Source organism: Arsukibacterium perlucidum DSM 18276 (assembly GCF_000382165.1).
Taxonomy (GTDB): Bacteria; Pseudomonadota; Gammaproteobacteria; order Enterobacterales; family Alteromonadaceae; genus Alishewanella; species Alishewanella perlucidum.
The window spans coordinates 1-24,547 of sequence record NZ_KB907728.1; the positions used below are offsets into that span (position 1 = coordinate 1).

A 24,547-nucleotide genomic window follows, 5' to 3' on the forward strand; every position below is an offset into this window, starting at 1 on the left:
TCTCATATTCACGGCCAATAGCGGTAACCGTGCAGCAGCCTTTTTTCATAAGGCTTTGTGCAGCAGCACTTAGCGCAGAAAGTCTGGCTTTATGCATACTTTTAGGGGTGACAAATGAGAGAAAATCGGCGAGCATTGTTTTTACATTCATGGCAGCATTCATGGTTAGGTGTTTTTGGCGAAAGATCAGATCGGGAACTGCCATGAATGTTCCCTTCGCCTTTAACTATTTGTTTTATCTACGCCATTCGTGGGGATTCGTCAGGTGCCTTGCTTCATCACAAAGGAAACTGCTTCCATTTGAGTAATATCATCAAGTGGATTGCCGGGCACAGTAATCAGGTCGGCACGTTTTCCCGCTATTAGATTTTAGAAGCCTGGGATGAAGAAGAAGCGGATTAACCAGCTATAGGGTTAGAAAAAAATAAATTTTTTCTAACCCCTATTCTACTGCAAGGTGTGCTTGGCGTTTCGCTTCCTTTGCACGTTCTTATTAGCCAGTGATTTCATATAATTGACAATTCGGCAAAATTAACCAAAATCTTAGGTGTTGGGGTCAGTGAGTTCTGTAGAGGCTTCCGTAGGTTCAGGGATGTTAGTAACTTCGGGGGTTTCATCTGTGGTTACCTCATTGATATTCGCTGTCTCATCCGGTTGTGTTTCGCTCATATTTCTTTCTTTTGACATGTTGCTCTCCTAACGTATAAGTAAGTGATTATCAACATTTAGAGCTTACAAACAGCCTCTATTAGCACGGCGTGTCCAAACGCACAATATAAGCAAAAAATGCTATAAGTGAATATAACAAAGAAAATTTATCCCTGTTCATAGCAACTTACATGTAGTATAAAATTTATGCAATCAAACCCGCACAAAAAATAGTAATTTAGGTGATGCGACAACCGTGACCATACAAGCCATACAAGCCCAAAAAGGGCTGCGCATAATAGCCAATATTTTTTATAGCATTTGCTTAGTCTTGCTAGTTACTTTTTTGCTTTTAGGCATGTGGGCAAGCGCAAATTTTAATGAAAAAGATGGTGCAGTCTTAAGCGAGTATGGTGTGGCGATCCATAAGTTTCCCCTGGTTAACAAATATGTTTTAGCAGGAAACGCTGACTCTGTTTTAAGCAAGGCAATGGGGAAATCAGCAATCACTTATACCAAGCTTTACGCAATAAATAAGTGTATTGCCAATGATTTTGATTCCCTGTCAGCACTCTTATCTTGTGCCAAGGTAGGCGAGGCTAATAAGCTTGAATTTGTTATCGATAGATGGGGAAAGACTAGTAGCTTCGAGGCTACAAAAATTGTCGAAGTAAAACCCCTTAGTCAAGATGTTTCATATTTTCTCATTGACACTATTTTACTGTCGTTATGTCTAGGCTTATCGTTGCTATTGTTTGCAAAAGGCCGATGTTTTGTGTCGGGCTACTTAATCAGCTTAGCGTTACTAACAAGTGTATGCGAAAGTAAATTCTTCTTTATTGGTTCAACTATGGTTGGTTCAGATGTCATTGAATCAATCCGTTTAAGTATAGCGTTCATCGCAGGACCTTTAGGTCTGTATTATTTTCCACAAACACTTAATAATAAAATTTGGCGGCGGGTGCAGATGATAGCCATTATTATTTGTATCGCCTTGCTGTTTTTTAGCTTTCACTATTTAAACAATTTCTATTCCAATGGTTGGATGTATTTTCTGTATAGCGTTACATTTACTTTGTTTGTAATTGTGGTGCAGTTTATATTGAAATACCGTTTGGTGCTGAATATAAAAGAACGTAAACAGGTATTTACCATGTTGTTCTGCGTCAGCTTAGGTTTGGTAATGTATCTGCCCTTAATGAATATTCCTAATTATGGAACACTTTTTGCTCGTTATCTGATTATGCTCAGTGTTGGCTTTGGTGTATTCTTTGCACTTATGCGATACGGGCTATGGCAAGTCGATTCCTTAATATCAAAATCGGCTACTTTAAGTCTGTTATCGGTTGTAGCATTTTCTTTCTGGGCTGGACTTGATCAAGGTATGCAGGCTCTATTAAATCAAACCATTGGTTTAAGCAGTAAAACATTTACGGCCTTCTTAGCAGCAGCCATAAGTTCTTTATTCGCAATTCCTGCCTATAATTATATTTCAAAGTCTTGCGACTCATTTTTTAACAAAGACCTGCACTTATTAAAACGTTTTTTATCGAAAGATATTTTGGTAATTGCAGAAACCCAAAAGCTCCCTGTATTTGTAGAGCAACTAGGAATGAAACTGCTTATATTAAGTGGAGCTAGAAATATTGAACTTGAATTTAATGACTACTATCGCTTATCTGAAGCGATTAAATTTAGTGCGAGTCAAGACATAAAAACAGATGAATATGTGGTCAAAAAAGAAATTTTTGAATATCATCTTGATAAGATATTATCCGTTTCGTTTACTCTTGAATTTGTTGACCGCAGGATCAACAAAGAAATAAAAAACCAATTAGAAGAAGGCACGGATGAAATAGCACGTGCACTCGCGTCGTGTTCAAGATGGAACTACTTAGAGTCTCTGGATCCTGACAAAGCTAAACTTCGACTAGTATAAAGTGCTTTAAGTAGTATACATTTGAATTGAAACCCAAGAATTTTTTACCTTGAATCAAGGCATAGTTAACGTGTAATGAAAACACATAGGCCAAGAAATTCAAAAATAAAAAAATTGCTTTAATAAATGACAATTGCTTACTAGCTAATTAGGTATGGATATGAAAAAAATTATTTTACTAGACCCGGGGCATGGGAATAACACCGAAGGAAAGAGATCTCAAATATATGATGATGGCAGCCAAATATTTGAGTGGGAATTTAATAGAGATATTGTCAGGCGTATACAATCAGATTTGCGTGTGTTTAATGTTGAGTGTATTAATATTGTCCCAGAAGACAGTGATATACCTTTAGCTGAACGAGTAAGAAGAGCCAATGAGTATGGCAGCGATGCTATCTATATTAGTGTCCATGCTAATGCTGGTGGTGGCACAGGATTTGAAGTGTTCACATCCGTTGGTAGAAGTAAATCTAATCTATATGCTGAAATAATATCTGAGGAGTTTGATAAAGAATTTCCTGAACAGAGGAATCGTGGTACAAAAGAACATAATTACTATGTTCTGAGGAATACTAAAATGCCAGCAATTCTAACCGAAAGTTTTTTTATGGATACTTTTAATGACAGCAGAATTTTACTATCTGAGGCTGGTAGAAAAAAAATAGCTCAGTTTCATGTTTCGGCTATAATGCGAATGATGACAGTTTAGTTCGGTTTAACATGATAAATGGAAGTCAAATTATCTGACGAATCCCCACGAATGGCATAGATAAAACGTAAAGTTAGGAGCGAAGGAAACATTCATGTTAGTTCCTGATCTGATCATTCGCCAAAACTTTCAAACTACGGAACGCACCATGAATGCTCAAGCCATGCTCGCTGATTTTCTCTCGTTTCTCATCCCTAAATGTATGCATAAAGCCAGAGTTTCTGCCCTCAGTGCCACTGCGCAAAGCCAAAGGAAATAATGTGCCAGCACGTTAAAGTTTAACTAACTTGTTTCAAAATTGAGTAATTCAGCCAAGTAATAGACAATTGAAATTAATACGCTAGTACGGAAGATGACACCATTCGCCTTTCCCCTTTACTCCTTGTATAATACGCGCCCTTGTTCCACTCAGGTGCTTAATTTATGTCCACTGCTGCTACAGCCTTATCCCGCAAATCTGCTCCTGTCGCGCGGATGGCACCTGAGCGTGATTTATTCAGCTACCCCAAATACTGGGCCGAGTGCTATGGCACGGCGCCGTTTTTACCGATGTCGCGCGTCGAGATGGACCAGCTTGGCTGGGGCAGCTGCGATGTGATACTGGTGGTAGGCGATGCCTATGTAGACCACCCCAGCTTTGGGATGGCGGTAGTAGGACGGATGTTAGAAGCTCAGGGTTACCGGGTGGGGCTGATTTGCCAGCCGGACTGGCACAGCAAAGATGACTTTATGCGCCTGGGTAAGCCTAACCTGTTTTTTGGGGTGTCGGCCGGCAATATGGACTCGATGATTAACCGCTACACCGCCGACAAAAAACTGCGCCACGATGATGCCTATACCCCTGGCGATATTGGCGGCAAGCGGCCAGACCGGGCTGTTACGGTTTACACCCAGCGCTGTAAAGAAGCTTATAAAGATGTGCCGGTGATTATCGGTGGTATTGAAGCCAGCTTACGCCGAATTGCCCACTACGATTACTGGTCAGAGAAAATTCGCCGCTCGGTTATTTTTGACGCCAAGGCCGATATTTTAATTTATGGCAATGCCGAACGGCCTTTAGTGGAAGTGGCGCACAGGATTGCTTCAGGCATACCGGTCAGCGACATTCAGGATGTCCGCGGCACCGCGGTTATTCGCAAAGAGCCATTGCCAGGCTGGCGTGGCGTAGATTCTACTGCGATTGATAAAATTGGCAAGATTGACCCGATTGGCAACCCCTATGGTGCTGATGATGTTGGCTGCAGCAGCTATTCTGAGTTTGCCAAAGCCGGAATTGATTTAAGCAAGCCTGCGGAGGTTGAAGCTAAGCCGATACTGGTGCAGCCGCCGCGGCAAAAGCCGTGGGAAAAAACCTATGTTAAGCTGCCGGCATTTGAACAGGTAAGCGTTAATAAGCCTTTATATGCCCATGCCTCACGGATATTACACCAGGAAACCAACCCGGGCTGTGCCCGCGCGATTATGCAGCGCCATGGTGACCGCCATATCTGGGTAAACCCGCCGGCCTTTCCGCTAAGTACTGAAGAGATGGATCTGGTATTTGGCCTGCCGTATCAGCGGGTGCCACACCCGGTATATGGCAAGGAAAAAATCCCTGCCTACGAGATGATTAAAACCTCGGTCAATATCATGCGCGGCTGCTTTGGTGGCTGCTCGTTCTGCTCGATTACCGAACACGAAGGCCGTGTTATTCAAAGCCGCTCGAAAGAGTCGATAATGCAGGAGATAAAGGATATTCGCGACAAAGTACCGGGTTTTACCGGCGTGATATCCGATCTTGGCGGCCCAACCGCTAATATGTACCGCTTAAATTGTAAAAACCCAAAAGCAGAGCAAACCTGCCGCCGTCCTAGTTGTGTGTACCCGACCATATGCGAGCATATGGACACTGATCAAAGCCCGACGGTTGAGCTGTATCGCGAAGCCCGTAATTTACCCGGTATTAAAAAAGTGCTGATTGCCTCAGGCGTGCGTTACGACCTGGCAGTCGAAGACCCGAACTATGTGCGTGAGCTGGTGCAGCATCATGTTGGTGGCTATTTAAAAATAGCACCGGAGCATACCGAAGAAGGCCCATTATCGAAGATGATGAAACCGGGCATGGGTGCTTACGACAAATTTAAAGAAATGTTTGACCGTTTCAGTAAAGAAGCCGGCAAAGAGCAGTATTTAATTCCGTATTTTATCGCTGCCCACCCCGGTACCACCGATATGGATATGGTGAATTTAGCGCTGTGGTTAAAAGAGCGCGATTTTAAACTGGATCAGGTACAGAATTTTTACCCCAGTCCAATGGCTAATGCGACCACCATTTATCATACTGAAATGAACTCGCTGAAAAACATTAACAAAGCCAATGACGAAGTGGTACCGGTGCCCAAAGGTGAGCGGCAGCGCCGCCTGCACAAAGCCATACTGCGCTATCACGACCCGAAAGGCTGGCCGCAAATTCGCGAAGCCTTAATTAACATGGGCCTGAAACATTTAATCGGCCGTAGCAAAGGCTGTTTAGTGCCGGAAGAGAGCAAAGACGAGCAGTTTAAAAAGCCATTAAAAGGCGGTAAGCCGGCCCTTAGCCGCCACACCGGTTTAAACCCGGCGGCAAAAGCTATTGCTAAAAGTGGCAAAAAGCCGTTTGCCACTAAAGCGGGCAATACCAGTGCGAACGCTAACCGCAGCAAACCGGCAAAAAACCGTTAAAAAACCGCGCTGCCGCTAACTAGCTGGCAGCGCGATATTTTTCGTTTATCGAACAAAGCCGGCTGTTCTCAATATTTGGTTACACTTTAACTAAACCTCTGCTTTACACCGCTGCAACGCTTCTATAATTTAGCCTGATTAACCTGACACACAACTCAGGATGAAAAGCGAGGAGCGCTAATGAAACGACTTATCAGTTCCGGCTGGCTTACATTTTGGCTGGCCCTGGCTGTTGCCGGCCATGCTGCAACGGTTGCAGCAGAACCAGTAACAGATCCGGCAGCACCTTCCGCAACAAAAGTGCAGCAATTTACCTTAGCTAACGGCATGCAAATTCTGGTGCTGGAAGACCATTCCATACCCAATGCCAATATGTATTTGTTCTGGAAAGTCGGCTCGCGCAATGAAGCACCGGGTATTACCGGTATTTCTCACTTTTTTGAACATATGATGTTTAATGGCGCTAAAAAATACGGCCCGAAAATGTTTGATCAGGTAATGGAAGCTTCCGGTGGTGCCAACAATGCCTATACCACCGAAAACCTGACCGTTTACACCAACTGGTTTCCGCAATCTGCGCTGGAAACTATCTTTGACCTGGAAGCCGACCGGATTGCCGATCTGGCTATCGACCCGGCTATGGTAGAAAGCGAGCGGGGCGTGGTGATATCTGAACGCAGCACCGGCCTGGAAAACTCGAATTACCGTACCTTAAATGAAGCATTGAAGAGTGTGGCCTTTCAGGCTCATCCTTACAGCTGGTCGATCATTGGCCATGAGTCTGATATCCATGCCTGGACCCTCGATGATTTAGTGCAGTATCACAAAACTTACTATGCACCCAATAATGCGGTAGTAGTCATTGCCGGTGCTGTTACCCTGGCGCAGGTGCAGCAGTTGGCTGAGCAATATTTCGGGCCCATTCCGGCCCAGCCAGCGCCGCGGCAAGTCAGAACCGTCGAGCCCGAGCAAAAAGGCCAGCGTCGGGTGTTTGTGCAGAAAACATCAGCGACCTCACCGAATATTATGCTGGGCTATCATGTACCTGCGACCTCTGATCCGGATTACTATGCGCTGGAGTTAATGAGTACTATTTTAAGCAACGGTAAAAGCTCTCGCTTATATCAGGCATTAGTAGAGCAACAGCTGGCAACCAATGTGTTTACTAACCTGCCATTGTCGTTCGACCCCAACCTGTTTTATGTGTATGCCATCGCCCGGCCAGGTGTGGCGGCCAGTACCTTAGAGCAGGCGATGTTACAAGCGCTTAGCGCAGTAGCAAAGAATGGGGTAACGGTTCAAGAACTGGAAAAAGCCAAGAATATCCAGCTGATGGATTTTTACCGCAATATGCAAACCATCAACGGTAAAGCCAATAATATCGGCACTTATCAGCTGTACTTTGGTGATTACCGTAAACTTTACCAGACCGCAGAGTTGTTTAATAAGGTAACCACAGCAGATATTCAACGGGTGGCAGCACGTTACCTGACCAGAGCCAACCGCACTGTCGGTGTGCTGGATGCAACCGAGGAGGCGGACGAATGAGCCATTGTTTAACTAAAAGGGCGGTATTAAGCGCGCTGGCAGCATGCTGTTTTACCCTGGCAGGTTGTAGCAGTACCCCGCAGAACGCTGCTGGCGTTGCTGATAACTTCACTGCAGCCGGCGCTAAAGTGGCCAGCTTTCAGTTGCCTGCGTATCAGACAATCGTGCTGGATAACGGTTTAACTCTGTATTTAATGCCGCAACATGAAGTGCCGCTGTTAAGTGTGGAAGTGATTGTTAATGCCGGCGCCGTGCTTGACCAGCAAGGCGGCGAGGCCTTTTTAACCTCGCAAAGCCTGCTGCTGGGCGCCGGTGGCAAAAGCAAACAACAGCTGGAGCAGGAAACCGATTTTATTGGCGCCAGTCTCAGTACCAGTAATGGCAAAGAGGGCAGCTATCTGAGCATGAACTTTATGCAAAAAGACACGGTTGCCATGCTGGATATTCTGGCAGCCGTATTGATGCAACCTGAGTTTAACCCAGAAGAATTTGCCAAACTGCATAGCCGTTTGGTGGCGCAGCAACAGCAGGCTAAAGAAAGTCCGCGTAATGTAATAAGCCGTTATTTCGACAGTTTACTCTATGGCGAACACCCTTATGCCAAAGCTAATACCGGTACCGAGCAGTCGCTGGCGGCACTGGATCTGGCCAGCGTAACCGGCTTTTATCAGCGCTATTATCAACCCGATAATATTGCGATAGCAGTGGCTGGTGACTTTAAGATTGCAGAATTAAGCCAGCAGTTAAGCAGCCGCTTCGCTAACTGGCAGGGTAAAAGTGCTGCAAAGCCTGCACTGCCTGTGGTTGCTAAGCCGGCAACAGCCCGGGTGCTACTGGTAGATAAAGCAGATGCAACAGAAACCACGCTGATGTTTGGTGGGGTTGGGGTTAGCCAGAATAATCCGGACTATGTTGGCTTAGAGGTGGTTAATACCATCCTGGGCGGCCGCTTTACCTCCTGGCTGAATGATGAGCTAAGAGTAAACAGCGGGCTAACCTATGGCGCAGGCTCGGGCTTCAGTTCGCTGAGCGCGGCTGGCGGTTTTCAGATCAGTACTTTTACTAAAACTGAAACCACTCAGCAAACCCTTGAACTGGCATTAGCTACCTATAGCAGGCTGTGGCAGCAGGGTATAGATCAGGCCACCCTCGATTCTGCTAAAGCCTATGTTAAAGGCCAGTTTCCGCCGAACTACGAAACCAACAATCAACTTGCTGACTTACTGGGTAGCATGCACTTATACCAACTTGATAAAGGCTTTATTAACGACTTTGAGCAAAAGGTCGATAGCCTGACCCTGGCAGATACTGAGCGCCTGATTAAGCAGTACTTTCCACAGCAACAATTACAGTTTGTGTTAATTGGCAAAGCCAGCGAGCTTACCAATCTGGCTCAGAGCCTTGGTGAGGTAACAACCGTGGCGATTAAGGCTAATGGTTTCAGCCCGCAATAAATAAACTGCAGCCTGCTGACAACAACAGTAAAGCCGCTTGCTTAGCCTGAGTTAATCCAGGTTAAGCCAGGCGGCTTTTTAGTTGATGTAACAAGTCTTTACCAGCAAACGGTTAAGTGTTTTAGTCCAAGCTGCTATAGTTCATCAGTGATTAATTTTCGCCGGTTATACTCGGCGTATCTCTGGTTTTTTCCGTGGTTATAAATACCGTGCTTTAACAAGGATTGGTTATGCCTGCCTCCGGTTCATCTGTTAATAAAGTATTTCGCACTATTTTTGGTTCGGTTAACTGGGCTGCACCTGACTGGCTAACCCGGTTAAAGTCTACAGCGAAAACCCGGCCCGGCCGGTTCTGGGGTTCACTGCTTCTGTTACTGGCATTGCTGGCGGCGCTGGTTGCCGGCTATTGCTATTATCAGCAATTACCCAAACCGCTGCAGGTAAAAGCCGATGTGATTACCCCGGAGCTTGGCCATTATCAGGATGACGTCGAGCAACCCACACCGCTATTGCTGCAATTTAGTTATGATTTTGAGGACGTAGCCGGTACCTCAATGCCGGCGCCGATGCTATCCGCCGCCCGGCTCGACTTAATAGGTGAAGTGCTAAGCGAGGGCGTAACCATCAGCCCGGCCATTGCCGGCAAATGGTTATGGCAGGACGATAATACCCTCAGTTTTACCCCCGGACAGGCCTGGCCGGCGGGTCAAAAGTACAGTGTTAAACTGGAAAAGCGACTTTTTAATCCGGAAATTAAGCTGGCACAGCAGCAATACCGCTTTACTACGGTGCCGCTGACGGTTGAAATTGAACGGCTGCGTTTTTATCAGGAACCCTCCGAGCCGACCAGCCGGCAAATAGTCGCTACCCTTAATTTCAGCCATCCGGTTGAATTGGCAGGCGTTGAGCAGCAGTTAACAATGTTAATGCGCCCTGATGGAGCTGATAGTAGCCAAAAACCCCAGGCCCTGCCTTTTAGTTTGACTTCCGATAAAAGCGGTCGTGAGATTTACGTAACCTCAGAAGCCATTACTCTGCCCGCCCAGGAGCAGTACCTTACATTGCAGCTGAAGGCCGGGGTTAAGGCCGTGCAGGGCGACGCCAGCACCAGTGAGGCTGCTGAGGCACAGCTGTTGGTGCCGGACAGCGGCAGCTTTTTAAAAGTCAGTGAGCTGCGAGGTGATATTGTTCGCAGCTCTGAACAACAGCTTGAGCAGCAGCCTGCACAAATGTTGCTGTTAAGTTTTACCGACCGGCTTAACCGCAACGAGCTGCAAAATAAATTAAAGCTGTATGTCCTGCCTAAGAACCCACGGCGTAATTCAAACTATTGGGCACCGGGTGAGGTTAATAGCACGGTATTGCAGCAAGCCAGCCTACTGAACTTTGAATTAATGCCCACGGCGCTTGAACACGACAGTGCCTTTAGCATTAAGCTTGATTTACCGCCCGGTCAACATCTGTTTGTCAGCGTACCCGCCGGCTTGCAGTCGGTTAGCAACTTTAGCCTGGCCAATGAATACCGGGCTGTGGTGCAGGCACCGGCGTATCCGAAAGAAGCGCGGATAGTCGGCGAAGGCGCGCTGTTAACCCTCAGTGGTGAGCAAAAGCTGCAACTATTAAGCCGCGGCGTTAAAGGCGTACGGGTAAAATTACATAAACTGCTACCGGAGCAACTGAACCATCTAATTACCCAAACCGGTGGCGATATCAGCCAGCCGTACTTCCACAATTACAACTTTAATCAAAGCAATATTACCAGTTTGCAGCAGTACACCTACCCGGTAAACAATGTTGCGCCCAGGCAAGCCAGTTATCAGGCGCTGGCCTTAGCGCCCTACCTGCAGCAAGCCGGTATGGGCCTGTTTTTTATTGAGCTTAGCGAGTTTGATCCAGCCCGGCCCGATGACGAAGGTCAGACGTTAGATAAACGGCTGGTGCTGGTGACCGATTTAGGCCTGCTGGTAAAACATAACAGTGACAGCAGCCAGCAGCTGTTTGTATTATCGCTGGCCGATGGTAAGCCGGTCGCCGGGGCAGATGTAGCGCTGCTTGGTCGCAATGGCGTTCCGTTATTTGAAGCAAAAACCGATGCACATGGCACGGTCAGCTTTGCCAAAACTAACGAATTTAACCGTGAGCGCCAACCGACGGTGTATCGGGTAAACCGCAGCCGTGATGGCGTAGTTGATACCAGCTTTATTCCGTTTGACCGCTACAGCCGCCAGCTTGATTACTCTAAATTCAATACCAGTGGCCAGTACCAAAGCCCGGATGATGCCAAAAGCTTAAGTGCGTATATGTTCAGCGACCGCGGGATTTACCGGCCAGGCGAGCAGGTAAAGCTGGCTGCCATTATCCGCCATGGCGATATAAGTGCCGCTGACGGTGGCCTGCCGTTGAAAGTGCAGGTACAGGGGCCGCGTGGTAATACATTCTGGCAGCAAAACTTCAGCTTGAGTGGCCGCGGATTGCACAGTTTTGAACTGGATACCCAGACACATAGCGATACCGGTAACTATCATGCCAATGTCAGTTTGCTGGACACTAAAGGTAATACCCAGCGCCATCTGGGCTCGGTTAGTTTCAATGTGGAAGAATTTCAGCCCGATACCATGAAGATCAGCAGCGGCTTTGTGCAAAGTGATGTTGCGGTTAACGCTAAGGGTTGGTTACATCCGGCTGATTTGAGTGTGCAGCTGCAACTGGATAATTTATTTGGCACGCCGGCGCAGCAGCGACGGGTAGCGGCCAGGCTGGAGTTGATCCCACGTAGCTTCAGTTTCAGTGAATTCCCGGATTATCAGGTCCTCAGCCCGCAGCAAGACATGATTAAGGCAGAGCGGGTGCAGCAAAGCCTGGAGGAACAACAAACCGATGCCGACGGTAAAGCTGCATTTTCGCTGGGGCTGGAGCAATACAGTGGCGGTACTTATCAGCTTATTGTCACCACTGAAGGTTTTGAAGCGGGCGGTGGCCGCAGTGTCCAGCATCGGTTAAGCAGCTTGTTATCGCCGCTTAAGCAGTTAGTGGCAGTTAAAGCGGATGGTGAACTGAGTTATCTTAAAAAGCAGCAACAACGCAGCGTTAATTTTATTGCGATTGATAACAGCCTGAGCCAAATCGCTCTGAGCGATCTGAGGCTGCAGCTGATTGAAAAAAGGCCGGTAACCAGCCTGGTAAAACAGAACGATGGTACCTATCAGTACCAGAGCATTGTCCAGGATATAGCAGTTGGTACAACAGCTTTTGCTATTGAGCAGGACGGCACCGATTACTCATTGCCAACCGAGAGCCCGGGTGATTTTGAACTGCAACTTGCTGACAGCAATGGCAATATGCTGGGCAGTTTGGCTTTTAGCGTAGTTGGTGCCGGTAATATCAGTGCCATGCTGGAAAAAAATGCCGCGTTAACCGTCAAGCTGGATAAAAGCGACTACAAAGCCGGTGAATGGATAGAGCTGAATATTACCGCGCCTTATACCGGCAGTGGCTTAATTAGTATTGAAAGCGATAAAGTACATGCCTTCAGTTGGTTTAGTGCCGACACAACCAGCAGTATGCAGCGTATTCGGCTGCCAGAGGGACTGGAAGGTAACGCCTATATTAACGTCAGCTTTGTCCGGGCCGCTGACTCAGATGCGCTGTTTGTCAGCCCGTTAAGCTATGCGGTAGTGCCGTTTAACATCGACCGCAGCAGTCGCCAGTTAACTATCGGCCTGAGAGCGCCAGCCGAAGTGCGGCCTGGCAAACCTTTTAACGTCAGTTACCAGGCTAATCAGCCAGCCGATATGCTGATTTATGGCGTGGATCAAGGCATATTGCAGGTGGCAGATTATCAGTTGCCGGATCCATTAAGCCACTTTTTACAGAAACGGGCGCTGCAGGTACGCAGTTTACAAATGCTCGATCTTATTTTGCCGGAATTCAGCCTGCTGCAACGCCAGTTAGCCGGTGTAGGCGGCGACGACCGGGCGCGGATGGCAATGGCAGCAGAGATGATGCTGGCCAAAAACCTCAATCCGTTTGCCCGCCGGGCTGAGCAGCCCGGGGTATTCTGGTTAGGCCTGGTAAAAGCCGGGCCCGATATACAGCAACAGCAGGTACAGGTACCTGCCAGTTTCAGCGGTAATTTAAAGCTGATGGCAGTGGCGGTAAGTGATACCGCGCTGGGCGCAAACAGTGCTGATATTCAGGTGCGCGGACCCTTTGTGTTAACACCGGAAGTATTACAAAGTGCCGCCCCGGGCGATGAATTTGAAGTCAGTGTTTCGGTAGCTAATGGCGTAAAAGGCTCAGGCGATAATGCTGATATCAGCGTCAGCCTGACCTTGCCTGACGGCTTAACCGCTAAAGGCCCACTACAGCAAAAGCTTCAAATCAGCGAAGGCAGTGAGCAGAGCGCCCGTTTCCGTTTAAAAGCCGGCACGACGCCGGGTGCCTTTGAGATAAGCTTCAGCGCCCGCTATCAGCAAGCAGAACTGCTGGAACAGTCAAGCCGGGAGGTCAGTTTAAGTATCCGGCCAGCCAGCCATTATCAGACCACCCTGAATGCCGGCTATTCCGACAAAATGCCGCTGACCTTAAGTACCCGCTACCCGCTGCAAAGTGAATTCGCTCAGCTTAATGTGGCGGCCTCAGCTAACCCCTTGGTGCTGGCTGAAAGCTTTACCGATTATCTGGCAAACTACCCGCATGGTTGCACCGAGCAGGTGGTGTCGCAGGTATTCCCGTGGCTGGGGCTGGTGCAACAACCGGGTTATCAGGCACGCCTGCCACTGGTGCAACAGCAGTTTACCCAGTTAATTCAGAAACTGGCTGAGCGCCAGCAAAGCGATGGCGGTTTCAGCTTCTGGCCGGGAGGTTATCACACTGCTGATTTCCCCAGTATTTATGTAATGCACTTTTTAATGGCTGCCCGCGAGCAGGGGCTGGCAGTGCCAGACTATCTGTACCGCCAGGGGCTGGGCTATTTGCGCGAAGTAGCGCGGCAAAGCGGTGGCAATTTGTATCAGGCAAGGCTGCGTGCCAACGCCATCTATCTGTTAACCCGCAGCGGTGAGGTAACCACTAACTATCTGGTCGAGCTGCATGAGCGGCTGCAACAGCAACATCAGCAAGCCTGGCAGACAGATATTACCGCAATGTATATGGCAGCCAGTTATCAGCTGATGCAACAACCGGAAGTGGCACGGGGCTTAATTGGTGATTACCGGCTGGGAGAGAGCTCGGCCATGCAGCAGGCCTATTTGCAGCGGCTGAATTCGCAACGCATCGCCAACCCGCTGCCGCCTTTTGCTAACCCGGCATTTCAGCCACAGCTGAGTCTCGATGCACAGTATGTTTACTTGTTGGCAAAACATTTTAGTGGCCAGGCCAAAGCCTTGGATGGCGAACAGATTGTGAAGCTGCTGCAACCAGTATTTGACGGCCAGTACAATACTATTGGTTCGGCCTATGCGGTGCTGGCGCTGTCAGCCTATAGCCAGCTGGATACTGTTGCCAATGCAGCTGTACCGCAGTTTTATCAACTGACGGCGGCTGGCGAGCGCACTGAACTAAGTGCTGCTGATAACCGCAGCAGCCTGCCGCGGTTTGCTTTTGGCAGTCATGCTGAAAAGCTGCTGATCACAGCTGAGAATGATAAGAAGGCGCCGCTGTTTTATGCACTGAGTGAAAGCGGCTTTGCTAAAACAGCACCTGCAGAGTCAGAGGCTGAGCAGTTAGAAGTGGTGCGTGATTATTTAAATAGCAAAGGTGAGGTGGTTAGCCAGGCGTGGCAGGGCGACGAGCTGACGGTAAGGTTAAGGCTGCGAAGCACCAATAATAGCTGGCACAATAATGTGGCAGTAGTAGATTTACTGCCAGCCGGCTTTAGTGTGGTACGCAGCTCAGTAGCCCGGCAACAAGGGCCCTGGCGGGCTGATTATGTTGATATTCGCGAAGACAGGGTAGTGTATTACGCTGGCTTCGGCCCACAAATGACCGAACTTCGCTATCAGGTTAAAGTTACCGCGGCCGGTGATTTTACTGTGCCGGCGGTAGCCGCCCAGTCGATGTATGACCGCAGTGTCCGGGCCAATACTGCCGCCGGCCGTTTTGTGGTTGAGCCGGCGCGTTAAGGGTAGCTGCAGATGACGAGGCTGACTATTCAAGCTGGCTGGCGCTGCGGGTTGTTATTGCTGTTGCGCTGGCTAGTGATGCCGGTAGTAGTGCTGATACTGATACTGCTGCTGGCACTGGGGTTGTCACCTAAACCCGATTTATATGCCGGTTACCAGCAGGGCAGCGCGTATTTTGCGGCAAACGGTGAGCTGTTAAGTTTGCAGCTGGCAGCCGATCAGCGTTATCGCTTACAACTGCCGCTGCAGGATATTGCGCCAGCGTTGCAACAAGCCACGCTGTTGTATGAAGATCGTGATTTTTATCAGCATTTTGGCCTGGATATCAGCGCAATAGCCCGGGCATTTTGGCAAAGTGTGGTGCGCCAGGGCCGGCGCCAGGGGGCCTCGACCATCAGTATGCAGCTGGCCCGGCTTCGCTATAAACTTAACACCAGTAACCTTGCCGGCAAGTTACGCCAGGTCGCTTATGCGCTCTATCTGGAGCGCCATTTCAGTAAAGATCAGCTGCTGGAAGCTTATTTTAACTATGCTCCCTATGGCGGCAATATCGAAGGCGTCGCCGCTGCCAGCCTGATTTACTTTGGCAAAGAAGCGGCTGATCTCACCTTACCAGAAGCACTGGCACTGAGCGTTATTCCGCAAAACCCTAATCTGCGCAGCCCGCTTAGCAGCAAAGGCCAGCAGCAACTGGAGCTGGCCCGGCAGCGGCTGACAGTAATCTGGCAACAGCATGCAGGGCCGGTAAACCTGAGAGCAGCGTCGCAACTGCCATTAGATTTACCTTTAAACTATTTTACCCGGGCCGACCTACCACAGTTGGCACCGCATTTTGTTAATCAGTTGCGCCAGCAAGGCCTGCAGCAAGGGCGCTTTTACACCAGCCTGCAGTTAGCGCTGCAGCAACAGTTGGAGCAGCAGCTAAGCCGCTACTTAAAACGCCAGCAGACAAAAGGCATTAATAATGCCAGTGCCTTACTGATTAAGCGCAGCACACTGCAGGTGCAGGCCTGGCTGGGCTCGGCAGACTTTAATAGTGAGGCGATTGCCGGCCAGGTCGATGGCGTGACAGCACAGCGCTCACCCGGCTCAGCCTTAAAACCGTTCGTTTACGCGCTGGCACTGCAGCAGGGGCTTATTCATCCGCAAAGTTTGCTAACCGACTTACCGCGCCGTTATGGCAGCTTTAATCCGGAAAATTTTGATCGTCAGTTTACCGGGCCGGTTTCGGCGACCACTGCGCTGATTAACAGTCGCAATTTACCGGCGGTACAGCTGCAGGCTCAATTACAGCAGCCTGACTTTTACCAGTGGCTGGCGACTGCCGGGGTGCCGCTTAATCAGCCTGCCAGCTATTATGGTTTAGCGTTGGTTCTGGGCGGCATGGAGCTGAGCATGACCCAACTGGTACAACTCTATGCCATGCTGGGTAACAACGGCCACTGGCAGCCACTGGCCTGGCAGCAGCAGCCAGAAAAAGTGGAACTAAGCCAACCGTTGTTAAGTCCGGAAGCTGCGTTTTTAACCCTGGATATGTTGCGCCAGCATCCGCGGGTGCAAAGTGGTTTACTAAGTGAGCTGACAGTACAACACCCGGTTGCCTGGAAAACTGGCACCTCTTATGCGTTTCGCGATGCCTGGGCCATTGGCTTAAGCGGCGACTATGTGCTGGCAGTCTGGCTGGGTCATTTTGATGGCAGCAGTAATCCCAACTTAGTCGGGCGCACGGCTGCCGGGCCGTTATTATTTGAATTACTGGCTCTGCTGCCGGATAACGCCATGAATAATAAGAAGTTATTCAACCCTGCGGCCAGTTTGAATCTGAAAAAAGTACCACTGTGTAGCCGTAGCGGCGATTTGCCCAACAAGTACTGCCCGCAAACCGAACCCGGCTGGTTTATTCCCGGGGTATCTCCAATTAAGGTCTCAGAGGTGCACCGTGCCGTGCCGATTGATCTTGCCAGTGGTCTGCGGGCTTGTATGCATCAGCCGGGAGTAACCGAGCTTAAGGTATTTGAATTCTGGCCATCTGAAGTGAGCAAAGCGCTGCAACAAGCTGGCATTGTGCTGGCCAGCCCGCCGCCTTATCAGCAGGATTGCCCTGATAAGCTGCTAATGAGTCGCCAGCCACCGCAAATTCGCTCACCGCAGCCGCAGTTGACCTATCTGCTTGGGCAACAAGTTAATGTTGATGTAGAGCAAGATCTGGATCAGCAAAAAATTGCCCTGCAGGCCAGTTTTGATGGTGCGGTAACCCAGGCCCACTGGTTTGCTAATAACCGCTACCTGGGGGCGGTAGCGCCCGGTGAAACGCTGTTCTGGCAGGCTCAACCCGGCCAGATTAAGTTAACCGTGGCCGACGATTTAGGCGGTGCAGCCAGTGTCACTATCCGGGTAAGTGAAGCGCCAAAGTTAACCTCGGTTACGCAGCAGGTAAGTGGCGAATAAATCCTGCCTGGCCAGCCAGGTTAGCTCGACCTGCCAGCCTGCAAAACTGATCCGGTTGTATTTATAGGCGTTATCGGTATGAATACTTTCGCTTGCAAGAAGCGCAGGCTGTTGTGGAGCAGGCCCATAAACATGGCCTTAAAGTTGTGGCACATGCACACCGGCCGGATGAGATTCGTCGCGGACTGCTAATTGGAGTGGATAATTTTGAACATACCGGTTTGACACCTGCGCCTGGTTTTCCGGAGGATGTGCTGCGTTATATCAATAAATTGTCTGATGTTACTCTGGTAATGAAGGGAGGGGTGATTTACAAACAAAATGGCAAAGTAGTGGAAAGTGCATTGTAGTTATGCTGCTACGCCTTTTAATACTTGGTGACAACGCAGTGAGTGGTTAAACTAACTCAATTAAATTTGAGGTGGGATATGTATTGTCACCATTTTCAGGCTAAGCGTTGTCAATCCTGCCAGTGGCTGGCAAAACCCTACCGACAGCAACTGGCTGACAAACAGCTGCAGTTGGTAACATTATTAGCGGATTTCCAGCCTGAGCAAATTCTGGCCCCGGTGGCAAGTGCTGAGCAGGGCTTTCGCTATAAAGCCAAAATGGTGGTGCTGGGCACCGTGGATGAGCCAATCCTGGGCATTGTTAATGCTCAGGGTGAACAGGTCGATTTAGCCGATTGTCCGTTATATCCAGCGAGCTTTGCGCCAGTGTTTGCCTTGTGTAAAACTTTTATCCGCCGCGCCAGCCTTACACCTTACGACATTGCCAGCCGCCGTGGTGAACTGAAATATATTTTACTTAGCCAAAGCCTGCACAGCGGCCGCTTTATGCTGCGTTTTGTGCTGCGCTCTAAAAACTGTCTGGCCTCTATTACCAAACATTTGTCCTGGCTAGAGCAGCAATTGCCAGAACTTGAGCTTTGCTCGGTCAATTTACAGCCGGCAGCGGCAGCAATTCTGGAAGGCCCTGAAGAAATTGTGCTAACGGAGCAAACTGTGCTGGCCGAGCAGCTGAATCAGGTGCCGTTATATTTACAGCCACAAAGTTTTTTTCAAACCCAGCCAGTGGTCGCGGCTAGCTTGTACCTTAATGCTGCCCAGTGGGCTGATGAGCTCCAGCAGCACAAGCAGTTCAGTCAAATCTGGGATCTGTTTTGCGGCGTCGGTGGCTTTGGTTTGCATCTGGTAAAACCCGGTCAAACATTAGTGGGAATTGAAATTGCGCCAGCAGCCATAGCCAGCGCTCAGCGTTCGGCAGCTGAGCTGGGCCTGGCTGATGTTAGCTTTGTTGCACTGGATGCCAGTGCTTTTGCCAATGCAGCAGCAAAAGCACCCGATCTACTGGTGGTTAATCCACCCCGTCGCGGCCTGGGCGCAACCTTGTGTCAGGATATCGAACGACTGGCACCAGCCTGGTTAATTTATTCAAGTTGTAATGCCGCAACTTTAAAGGAGGATTTAGCCGGGCTTAAGCACTACAAATTACTGAAAGTACAGCTATTCGATATGTTCGCCCACAGCAGCCACTATGAAGTGTTAACCCTGTTGCAACGCCAGGCTTAATCACCCTTATTGCATCCTGCCAAAAGCCATATATACTGTTTATATATACAGTATTTTTTGGTGATTTATGTCAGCGTTATTAGATCAGCTAACTCGGCGTCAGTTGTTATGGCATGGCGATAGTCAGCAACTGGCTTATCAGGCTGTTGCGTCAGGGTACCCTGAGCTGGACCAGCAGTTAGCTGGCGGTTTGCCGGCAACCGGGTTAATTGATATTCAAACCGATGCCGGCATAGGTGAGCTGCGTCTGCTTTTACCGTATTTACAGCAGCAACAGCATCACTCGCAGCGCTTACTGGTGTTTATTGCGCCACCGGCTGAGCTTAGCGCTGATATGCTGGCAGGCGCCGGCCTTGATTTGAGCCAGTTGCTGATTATCACGCCAACGCAGCAGCCGGCAACAGCCCCAAAAAACAACCAAAAGCAAAACAACCAGCAGCAAAAGGCGTTATGGGCTGCTGAGCAGTGCCTGCAAAGTGGCTGTTGTGCTACCGTATTAATATGGCCTGCGGCGATGAGCTTAGCCCAGGCCCGGCGTTTGCAACTGGCGGCAGAGCAGGGTGCAGCCAGTATGGTGTTGTTCCGACGGCCATGCCAGAGCTTAAGTTTACCGGTTAATTTAAGTTTCAGCTTACAGCCCGATCAGCAGGGGTTGCAGTTAACCGTACTTAAGCGCAAAGGCAGCTGGCCGGCAGCGCCGTTTCTGGTAGATATGCAACGCCGTTGGCCGGCACTGTGTTTAACCGACCCTACTGGCGAACCGATGCGCCGGGCTGGTTAAGATGGCGCTGTTTCTGTATTTACATTTTCCGGCATTGCAGCTGGATCACCTGCAGCAGTCAGCTGAAAATAGCCAGCACTTAGCTATTGCTCTGGTTGACCAACAGCATCAGCTGCTGCAGTTAAATAACGCAGCGTTAACAGCTGGCTTGAAATTACAGATGGGCCTGGCCAGTGCGGCGGCTCTGTGTCCAGAGTTACAGCTACTGCCGTATCAGCCTGAACAGCAGGCAAAAGTGCTTAAATCGGTAGCGCAGCAATTGTATCAGCTAAGCGGCGATATTGCGCTCGACCTACCGTCAGGACTGATTTTACGGCTGGATGGTATGCTCCGGCTTTATGACGGCCTGCAATCTTACTGGCAGATGCTTAGTAAGCAGCTTAACGCCCTCACTTATCGTTATCAGTTCAGTTGTGGCGCTACCCCTTACGCCGCTAAATGCCTGGCTTATCAGCAAGCCAATTTAATTACTGCCGACAATGCCAGCTTATTAGCAGCGCTTCATGCCAGCCCCCTGGAGGCAACCGAGCTAACCGAGCCACTGCAACAACAAATGGCCCGGCTCGGCATTCATACTCTGGGCCAGTTACTGGCGCTGCCGCCATCTGAGCTGGCGCGGCGCTTTGACAGTCAGTTGCTTAGTTATCTTGGCCGGCTTCGCGGTGATTATTATCATCCGCTGGAGTATCTGCAGCCAGAGCCCGGCTTTAGCCGCTATCTGGAGCTGCTATACGACATCAGCGATAGCACAGTGTTGACAAAGCCCTTAGCTAAATTATTGCAACAGCTGGAGCAGCAACTCAGTCGGGCTAATTGTCAGTGCTTTCAGTTACTGCTGACGTTATTTTTCCGGGATAACCCGCAACTGCAGTTAAGTATTGGCTCGGCCCAGGGCGAATATAAAGCTGCTGCCTGGCTGCAATTATGTCAGCTGCAATTGCAGAACCTGCCTTTACCCGAGCCGGTGTATGGTTTGCAGCTTGATGTAAACCATTTCGCTGGCCAGCAGCGGCCCACCGAGGCGTTATTTGAACAGCAGCATGCCAGGATGTCGGCTTTACAGCTGTTATCGTTATTGCAGGCGCGTTTAGGCCGCTCTGCAGTTAGCGGCTTAACCCTGCAAAACCAGCATTTACCCGAACAGGCGACTCAGCGCAGCTTGCCGCTGACTAAGGACTATGTAGAAAAAGGGCAGGCAGGCCCGCCGGCTTTAGCGCTGCGACCGGCATTTTTGTTGCCTCAGCCACAACCACTGACTGAGCCGGTGACGATTAATCAGGGGCCGGAACGCCTGTGCCCCGATAGCTGGCAGCTTAATGGCCAACGCGATTATTACATTGGCCGAAATCAGCAGGGCCAGTGGTTATGGTTATTTCGCAATGCCCGTCAGCAATGGTTTGTCCATGGCTGGTTTAGTTAAAACCAGGTAAGGGCTGGCTATGCAATACGCTGAACTGTTTTGCCAAAGCCATTTTAGTTTTCTGCAGGGGGCATCCAGTCCGCAGGAGCTGGTGACGCAGGCTGCGCTACTTGGTTACCAGGCGCTGGCGATTACCGATGAATGTTCGGTAGCCGGTGTAGTGCGGGCGTATCGGGCGATTAACGAGCAGCAGCTGAGCCTGAAGTTAATCGTTGGCAGTGTGTTTAAGCTGGATAAACTGCAGATGGTACTATTATGCCCAACCAAGGCAGCCTACAGTGAGCTGTGCCGGGTGATCACTAATGCCCGGCGGCGCAGCAGCAAAGGTGAATATCAGCTAACCGAATGGGATTTAATGTCGGTTAAACACTGTTTTGTATTATGGCTGCCAAGTGGTGATAACCAGAGTGATCACTATTGGAGTGACTGGTTGCAAAAATATCATAGCGGCCGGTTATGGTTGGCAATGCGTCGGCAATTAACCCATAACGAACAGGCTTTTACAGACTATTGCCAGCAGTTAGCCAGCCAATCTCAGCTGCCACAGGTAAGCTGTGGCGCAGTGTTAATGCACCTGCCAGAGCGGCTGGCCTTACAACATTGCGTTAGTGCGATCAGGGCCGGCAAGCAGGTGCGTGAGCTGGGGCGGGAATTATTAAGTAATGCCGAACGGGCATTAAGGCCCTTGCCTAAGCTGGCTAAGTTGTTTCCGGCAAGCTGGCTTAGCGAGAGCTGTGCGATAGCTTCGCGCTGCAGTTTTAAGCTCAGTGAGCTTAAATATCAGTATCCGGCCGAGCTGGTACCAGAGGGCCAAACCGCCAGCAGTTATTTGCGACAGTTAGTAGAACAGGGCAGTAAAATCCGGTTTAGCGACGGCGTTCCCGCTAAGGTGCAGGCGTTGATTGAAAAAGAGTTAACGCTGATAACTGAGCTTAACTACGAATATTTTTTCCTGACCATTTACGATGTGGTGCAATTTGCTCAAAGCCGCAATATTTTATATCAGGGCCGCGGCTCCGCAGCTAATTCGGTGGTGTGTTATTGCCTGCAAATCACAGCCGTCGATCCGCGGCAAATTCAGGTGTTATTTGAGCGGTTTTTGTCAAAAGAAAGGCAAGAGCCGCCTGATATTGATGTCGATTTTGAGCATGAGCGGCGCGAAGAAGTAATTCAGTATTTGTATCAGAAATACGGCCGCGAGCGGGCAGCGCTGGCTGCTACGGTTATTAGCTACCGCTTTAAAAGTGCGTTACGTGATGTCGGAAAAGCCCTGGGTTTACCTGTTAGCCAGCTGGATTTTCTGATTAAAAATATTCAAAGGCGTAACCCGGCAACCCGCTGGCAACAGCAACTGGGGGCGTTGGGGCTGGACGCTAACAGCCAGACTACCCGCCAGTTGGTGCAGTTAGTCGACGAGCTACGGGGTTTTCCGCGCCATTTATCACAGCATGTTGGCGGCTTTGTGATCTCCGAAGGCCCATTGTACGAGCTGGTAGCGTTGGAGAACGCCGCCATGGCGGACAGAACCGTGATCCAGTGGGATAAAGATGATTTAGAAACGCTGAAGCTATTAAAAGTAGATGTGCTGGCGCTGGGTATGTTAACGGCTATTCGCAAATGTTTTAGTTTAGTGCAGCAGTATTATCAGCGGTCGCTAAGCATCGCCGGCATTAATGCGCTGGGCGATGATCCGGCGGTATATCAGCTAATCCAACAAGCCGATACTGTTGGTTTATTTCAGATTGAATCGCGGGCGCAAATGAGTATGTTACCGCGCCTGAAGCCAGCCTGTTATTACGATTTAGTGGTGCAAATTGCCATAGTGCGGCCCGGGCCCATTCAGGGCGATATGGTGCATCCGTATTTAAAACGGCGCAACGGCATTGAGCCGGTAAGTTATCCCTCAGCTGAAGTTGAGCAGGTGTTAAGCCGCACTATGGGTGTGCCAATATTTCAGGAGCAGGTGATTGCCCTGGCGATGGTGGCGGCCGGTTTTAGCGGCGGCGAGGCCGATCAGTTAAGGCGGGCCATGGCCAGCTGGAAGAAAACCGGCGAGCTGCTGCAATTTAAAGACAAGCTGATTAACGGCATGCTTAGTCGTGGCTATCAGCAGGAATTTGCTGAGCGCATTTACCAGCAAATTTGTGGCTTTGGTGAGTACGGCTTTCCCGAGTCGCATTCGGCCAGCTTTGCCGTGCTGGCATATATTTCAGCCTGGTTAAAACATTATTATCCGGCAGCCTTTTATACGGCGTTACTGAACAGCTTACCAATGGGTTTTTACAGCCCGTCGCAACTATTACAGGATGCCAGAAAACATCAGGTAGCAGTGTTACCGGTTTGTGTTAATGGCTCGGTCTGGGATTATGACTTACAACCGAGCCAGCAAGATTATGCCATTCGCCTGGGTTTGCGGCAGGTAAAAGGCTTAAGTGCTGTCGGTGCTGAGCTATTGCTAAAACACCGCCCGGCAACAGGCTACAGTTCGCTGAGTCAGTTACGCCAGGCTGGCCTGAACAGCAGCGATTTGCAGGCCCTGGCCAGTGCTAATGCGTTAATGGCAATTAGCGGCGACCGGTACAATAGCCGCTGGCAGCTGCTTGATAAGCAACAAAGCTTGCCACTTTTCTGTGAAGAAGCGAGCGATAAAGCCGGCATTGCAGTGGCGGAAACCCCGGCTAGCTACCAGCATACGCTACTGCCAGCCCCGTCAGAGATTGACGAGGTGCTGGAAGATTATGCCGCCACCGGCTTGAGTTTACAGCAGCATCCTATAGCGCTGCTGCGCCGGGCTGGTAAATTACCGCGCAGTATTACTGCTGATGCGCTTAGTGCAGTGCGCCATAAAAGCCCGGTGCGGATTAGTGGCCTGGTAACTTTGCGGCAAAGACCCGGTACTGCCACCGGGGTGACCTTTCTATCGCTGGAAGATGAAACGGGTACGGCAAATGTAGTGGTATGGCTGGCCACAGCTCAGGCCCAGCAACAGGCTTTTTTAACGGCGCAAATATTACAGGTAGACGGCATTTTAGAGCGGGAAGGTGAGGTAACACATGTGATTGCCGGCCGGCTGACCGATTTAAGCAGCGAATTAGCCGCCTTTGCCACTAAGTCGCGGGATTTTCACTAACAAGGATTTCCCTAACGAATATTTCAACAGTCGCATTATTTACTCAGTCAGATAATCTGCTACAGTGCCTGCGT

At 49.6% G+C, this 24,547-nt stretch carries 14 protein-coding genes and 1 pseudogene; 13 read left to right on the forward strand and 2 right to left on the reverse strand.

The annotated features are described in order from the left end of the window. Nucleotides 1-151 (reverse strand): annotated as a pseudogene (locus H141_RS0116210) (IS4 family transposase); the annotation flags it as partial. Nucleotides 152-543: 392 nt separating this feature from the next. Next, the gene (locus H141_RS21510; RefSeq protein ID WP_019677338.1) at nucleotides 544-687 is read right to left on the reverse strand and encodes a hypothetical protein; all 144 of its coding nucleotides are present in this window, start codon (nucleotides 685-687) and stop codon (nucleotides 544-546) included. 217 nt (nucleotides 688-904) lie between these two features. On the opposite strand from H141_RS21510, the gene H141_RS0116220 reads away from it, so the two are divergent. The 13 genes from H141_RS0116220 (at nucleotide 905) to H141_RS0116280 (ending at nucleotide 24,473) form a co-directional block, all read left to right on the forward strand. Next, nucleotides 905-2,587, forward strand: a complete 1,683-nt coding sequence (locus H141_RS0116220) for a hypothetical protein (RefSeq protein ID WP_019677339.1) — start codon at nucleotides 905-907, stop codon at nucleotides 2,585-2,587. Between the two features lie 160 nt (nucleotides 2,588-2,747). Beyond that, the gene (locus tag H141_RS0116225; protein ID WP_033425606.1) at nucleotides 2,748-3,299 is read left to right on the forward strand and encodes an N-acetylmuramoyl-L-alanine amidase; all 552 of its coding nucleotides are present in this window, start codon (nucleotides 2,748-2,750) and stop codon (nucleotides 3,297-3,299) included. A 94-nt stretch (nucleotides 3,300-3,393) separates the two neighbouring features. Next, nucleotides 3,394-3,558: a hypothetical protein gene (locus tag H141_RS21515; RefSeq protein ID WP_019677341.1), complete on the forward strand. Its 165-nt coding sequence runs from the start codon at nucleotides 3,394-3,396 to the stop codon at nucleotides 3,556-3,558. A gap of 215 nt (nucleotides 3,559-3,773) precedes the next feature. Next, nucleotides 3,774-5,999: a YgiQ family radical SAM protein gene (locus H141_RS0116235; RefSeq protein ID WP_051090419.1), complete on the forward strand. Its 2,226-nt coding sequence runs from the start codon at nucleotides 3,774-3,776 to the stop codon at nucleotides 5,997-5,999. Nucleotides 6,000-6,179: 180 nt separating this feature from the next. After that, nucleotides 6,180-7,547 (forward strand): M16 family metallopeptidase, encoded by a 1,368-nt coding sequence (locus H141_RS0116240; protein WP_019677343.1) that lies wholly within the window; start codon nucleotides 6,180-6,182, stop codon nucleotides 7,545-7,547. Then, the gene (locus tag H141_RS0116245; protein ID WP_019677344.1) at nucleotides 7,544-9,001 is read left to right on the forward strand and encodes a M16 family metallopeptidase; all 1,458 of its coding nucleotides are present in this window, start codon (nucleotides 7,544-7,546) and stop codon (nucleotides 8,999-9,001) included. The genes H141_RS0116240 and H141_RS0116245 overlap by 4 nt, the downstream gene beginning before the upstream one ends. 230 nt (nucleotides 9,002-9,231) lie before the next feature. Continuing rightward, nucleotides 9,232-15,123 (forward strand): alpha-2-macroglobulin, encoded by a 5,892-nt coding sequence (locus H141_RS0116250; RefSeq protein WP_019677345.1) that lies wholly within the window; start codon nucleotides 9,232-9,234, stop codon nucleotides 15,121-15,123. Between the two features lie 12 nt (nucleotides 15,124-15,135). Next, a complete protein-coding gene (gene pbpC / locus H141_RS0116255; protein ID WP_019677346.1) occupies nucleotides 15,136-17,571 on the forward strand; it encodes a penicillin-binding protein 1C in 2,436 nt (811 codons plus the stop codon). Nucleotides 17,572-17,663: 92 nt separating this feature from the next. After that, nucleotides 17,664-17,921 carry a hypothetical protein gene (locus H141_RS21800; RefSeq protein ID WP_019677347.1) on the forward strand — a complete coding sequence of 86 codons (258 nt, stop codon included), beginning with the start codon at nucleotides 17,664-17,666 and terminating at the stop codon, nucleotides 17,919-17,921. Nucleotides 17,922-17,999: 78 nt separating this feature from the next. Next, nucleotides 18,000-19,142 (forward strand): 23S rRNA (uracil(747)-C(5))-methyltransferase RlmC, encoded by a 1,143-nt coding sequence (gene rlmC / locus H141_RS0116265; protein ID WP_019677348.1) that lies wholly within the window; start codon nucleotides 18,000-18,002, stop codon nucleotides 19,140-19,142. Nucleotides 19,143-19,209: 67 nt separating this feature from the next. Then, the gene (gene imuA, locus H141_RS0116270) at nucleotides 19,210-19,923 is read left to right on the forward strand and encodes a translesion DNA synthesis-associated protein ImuA (protein ID WP_019677349.1); all 714 of its coding nucleotides are present in this window, start codon (nucleotides 19,210-19,212) and stop codon (nucleotides 19,921-19,923) included. A gap of 1 nt (nucleotide 19,924) precedes the next feature. After that, nucleotides 19,925-21,343 carry a Y-family DNA polymerase gene (locus H141_RS0116275; protein WP_019677350.1) on the forward strand — a complete coding sequence of 473 codons (1,419 nt, stop codon included), beginning with the start codon at nucleotides 19,925-19,927 and terminating at the stop codon, nucleotides 21,341-21,343. 19 nt (nucleotides 21,344-21,362) lie between these two features. After that, nucleotides 21,363-24,473 (forward strand): error-prone DNA polymerase, encoded by a 3,111-nt coding sequence (locus H141_RS0116280; protein WP_019677351.1) that lies wholly within the window; start codon nucleotides 21,363-21,365, stop codon nucleotides 24,471-24,473. The last annotated feature ends 74 nt before the right edge of the window (nucleotides 24,474-24,547 follow it).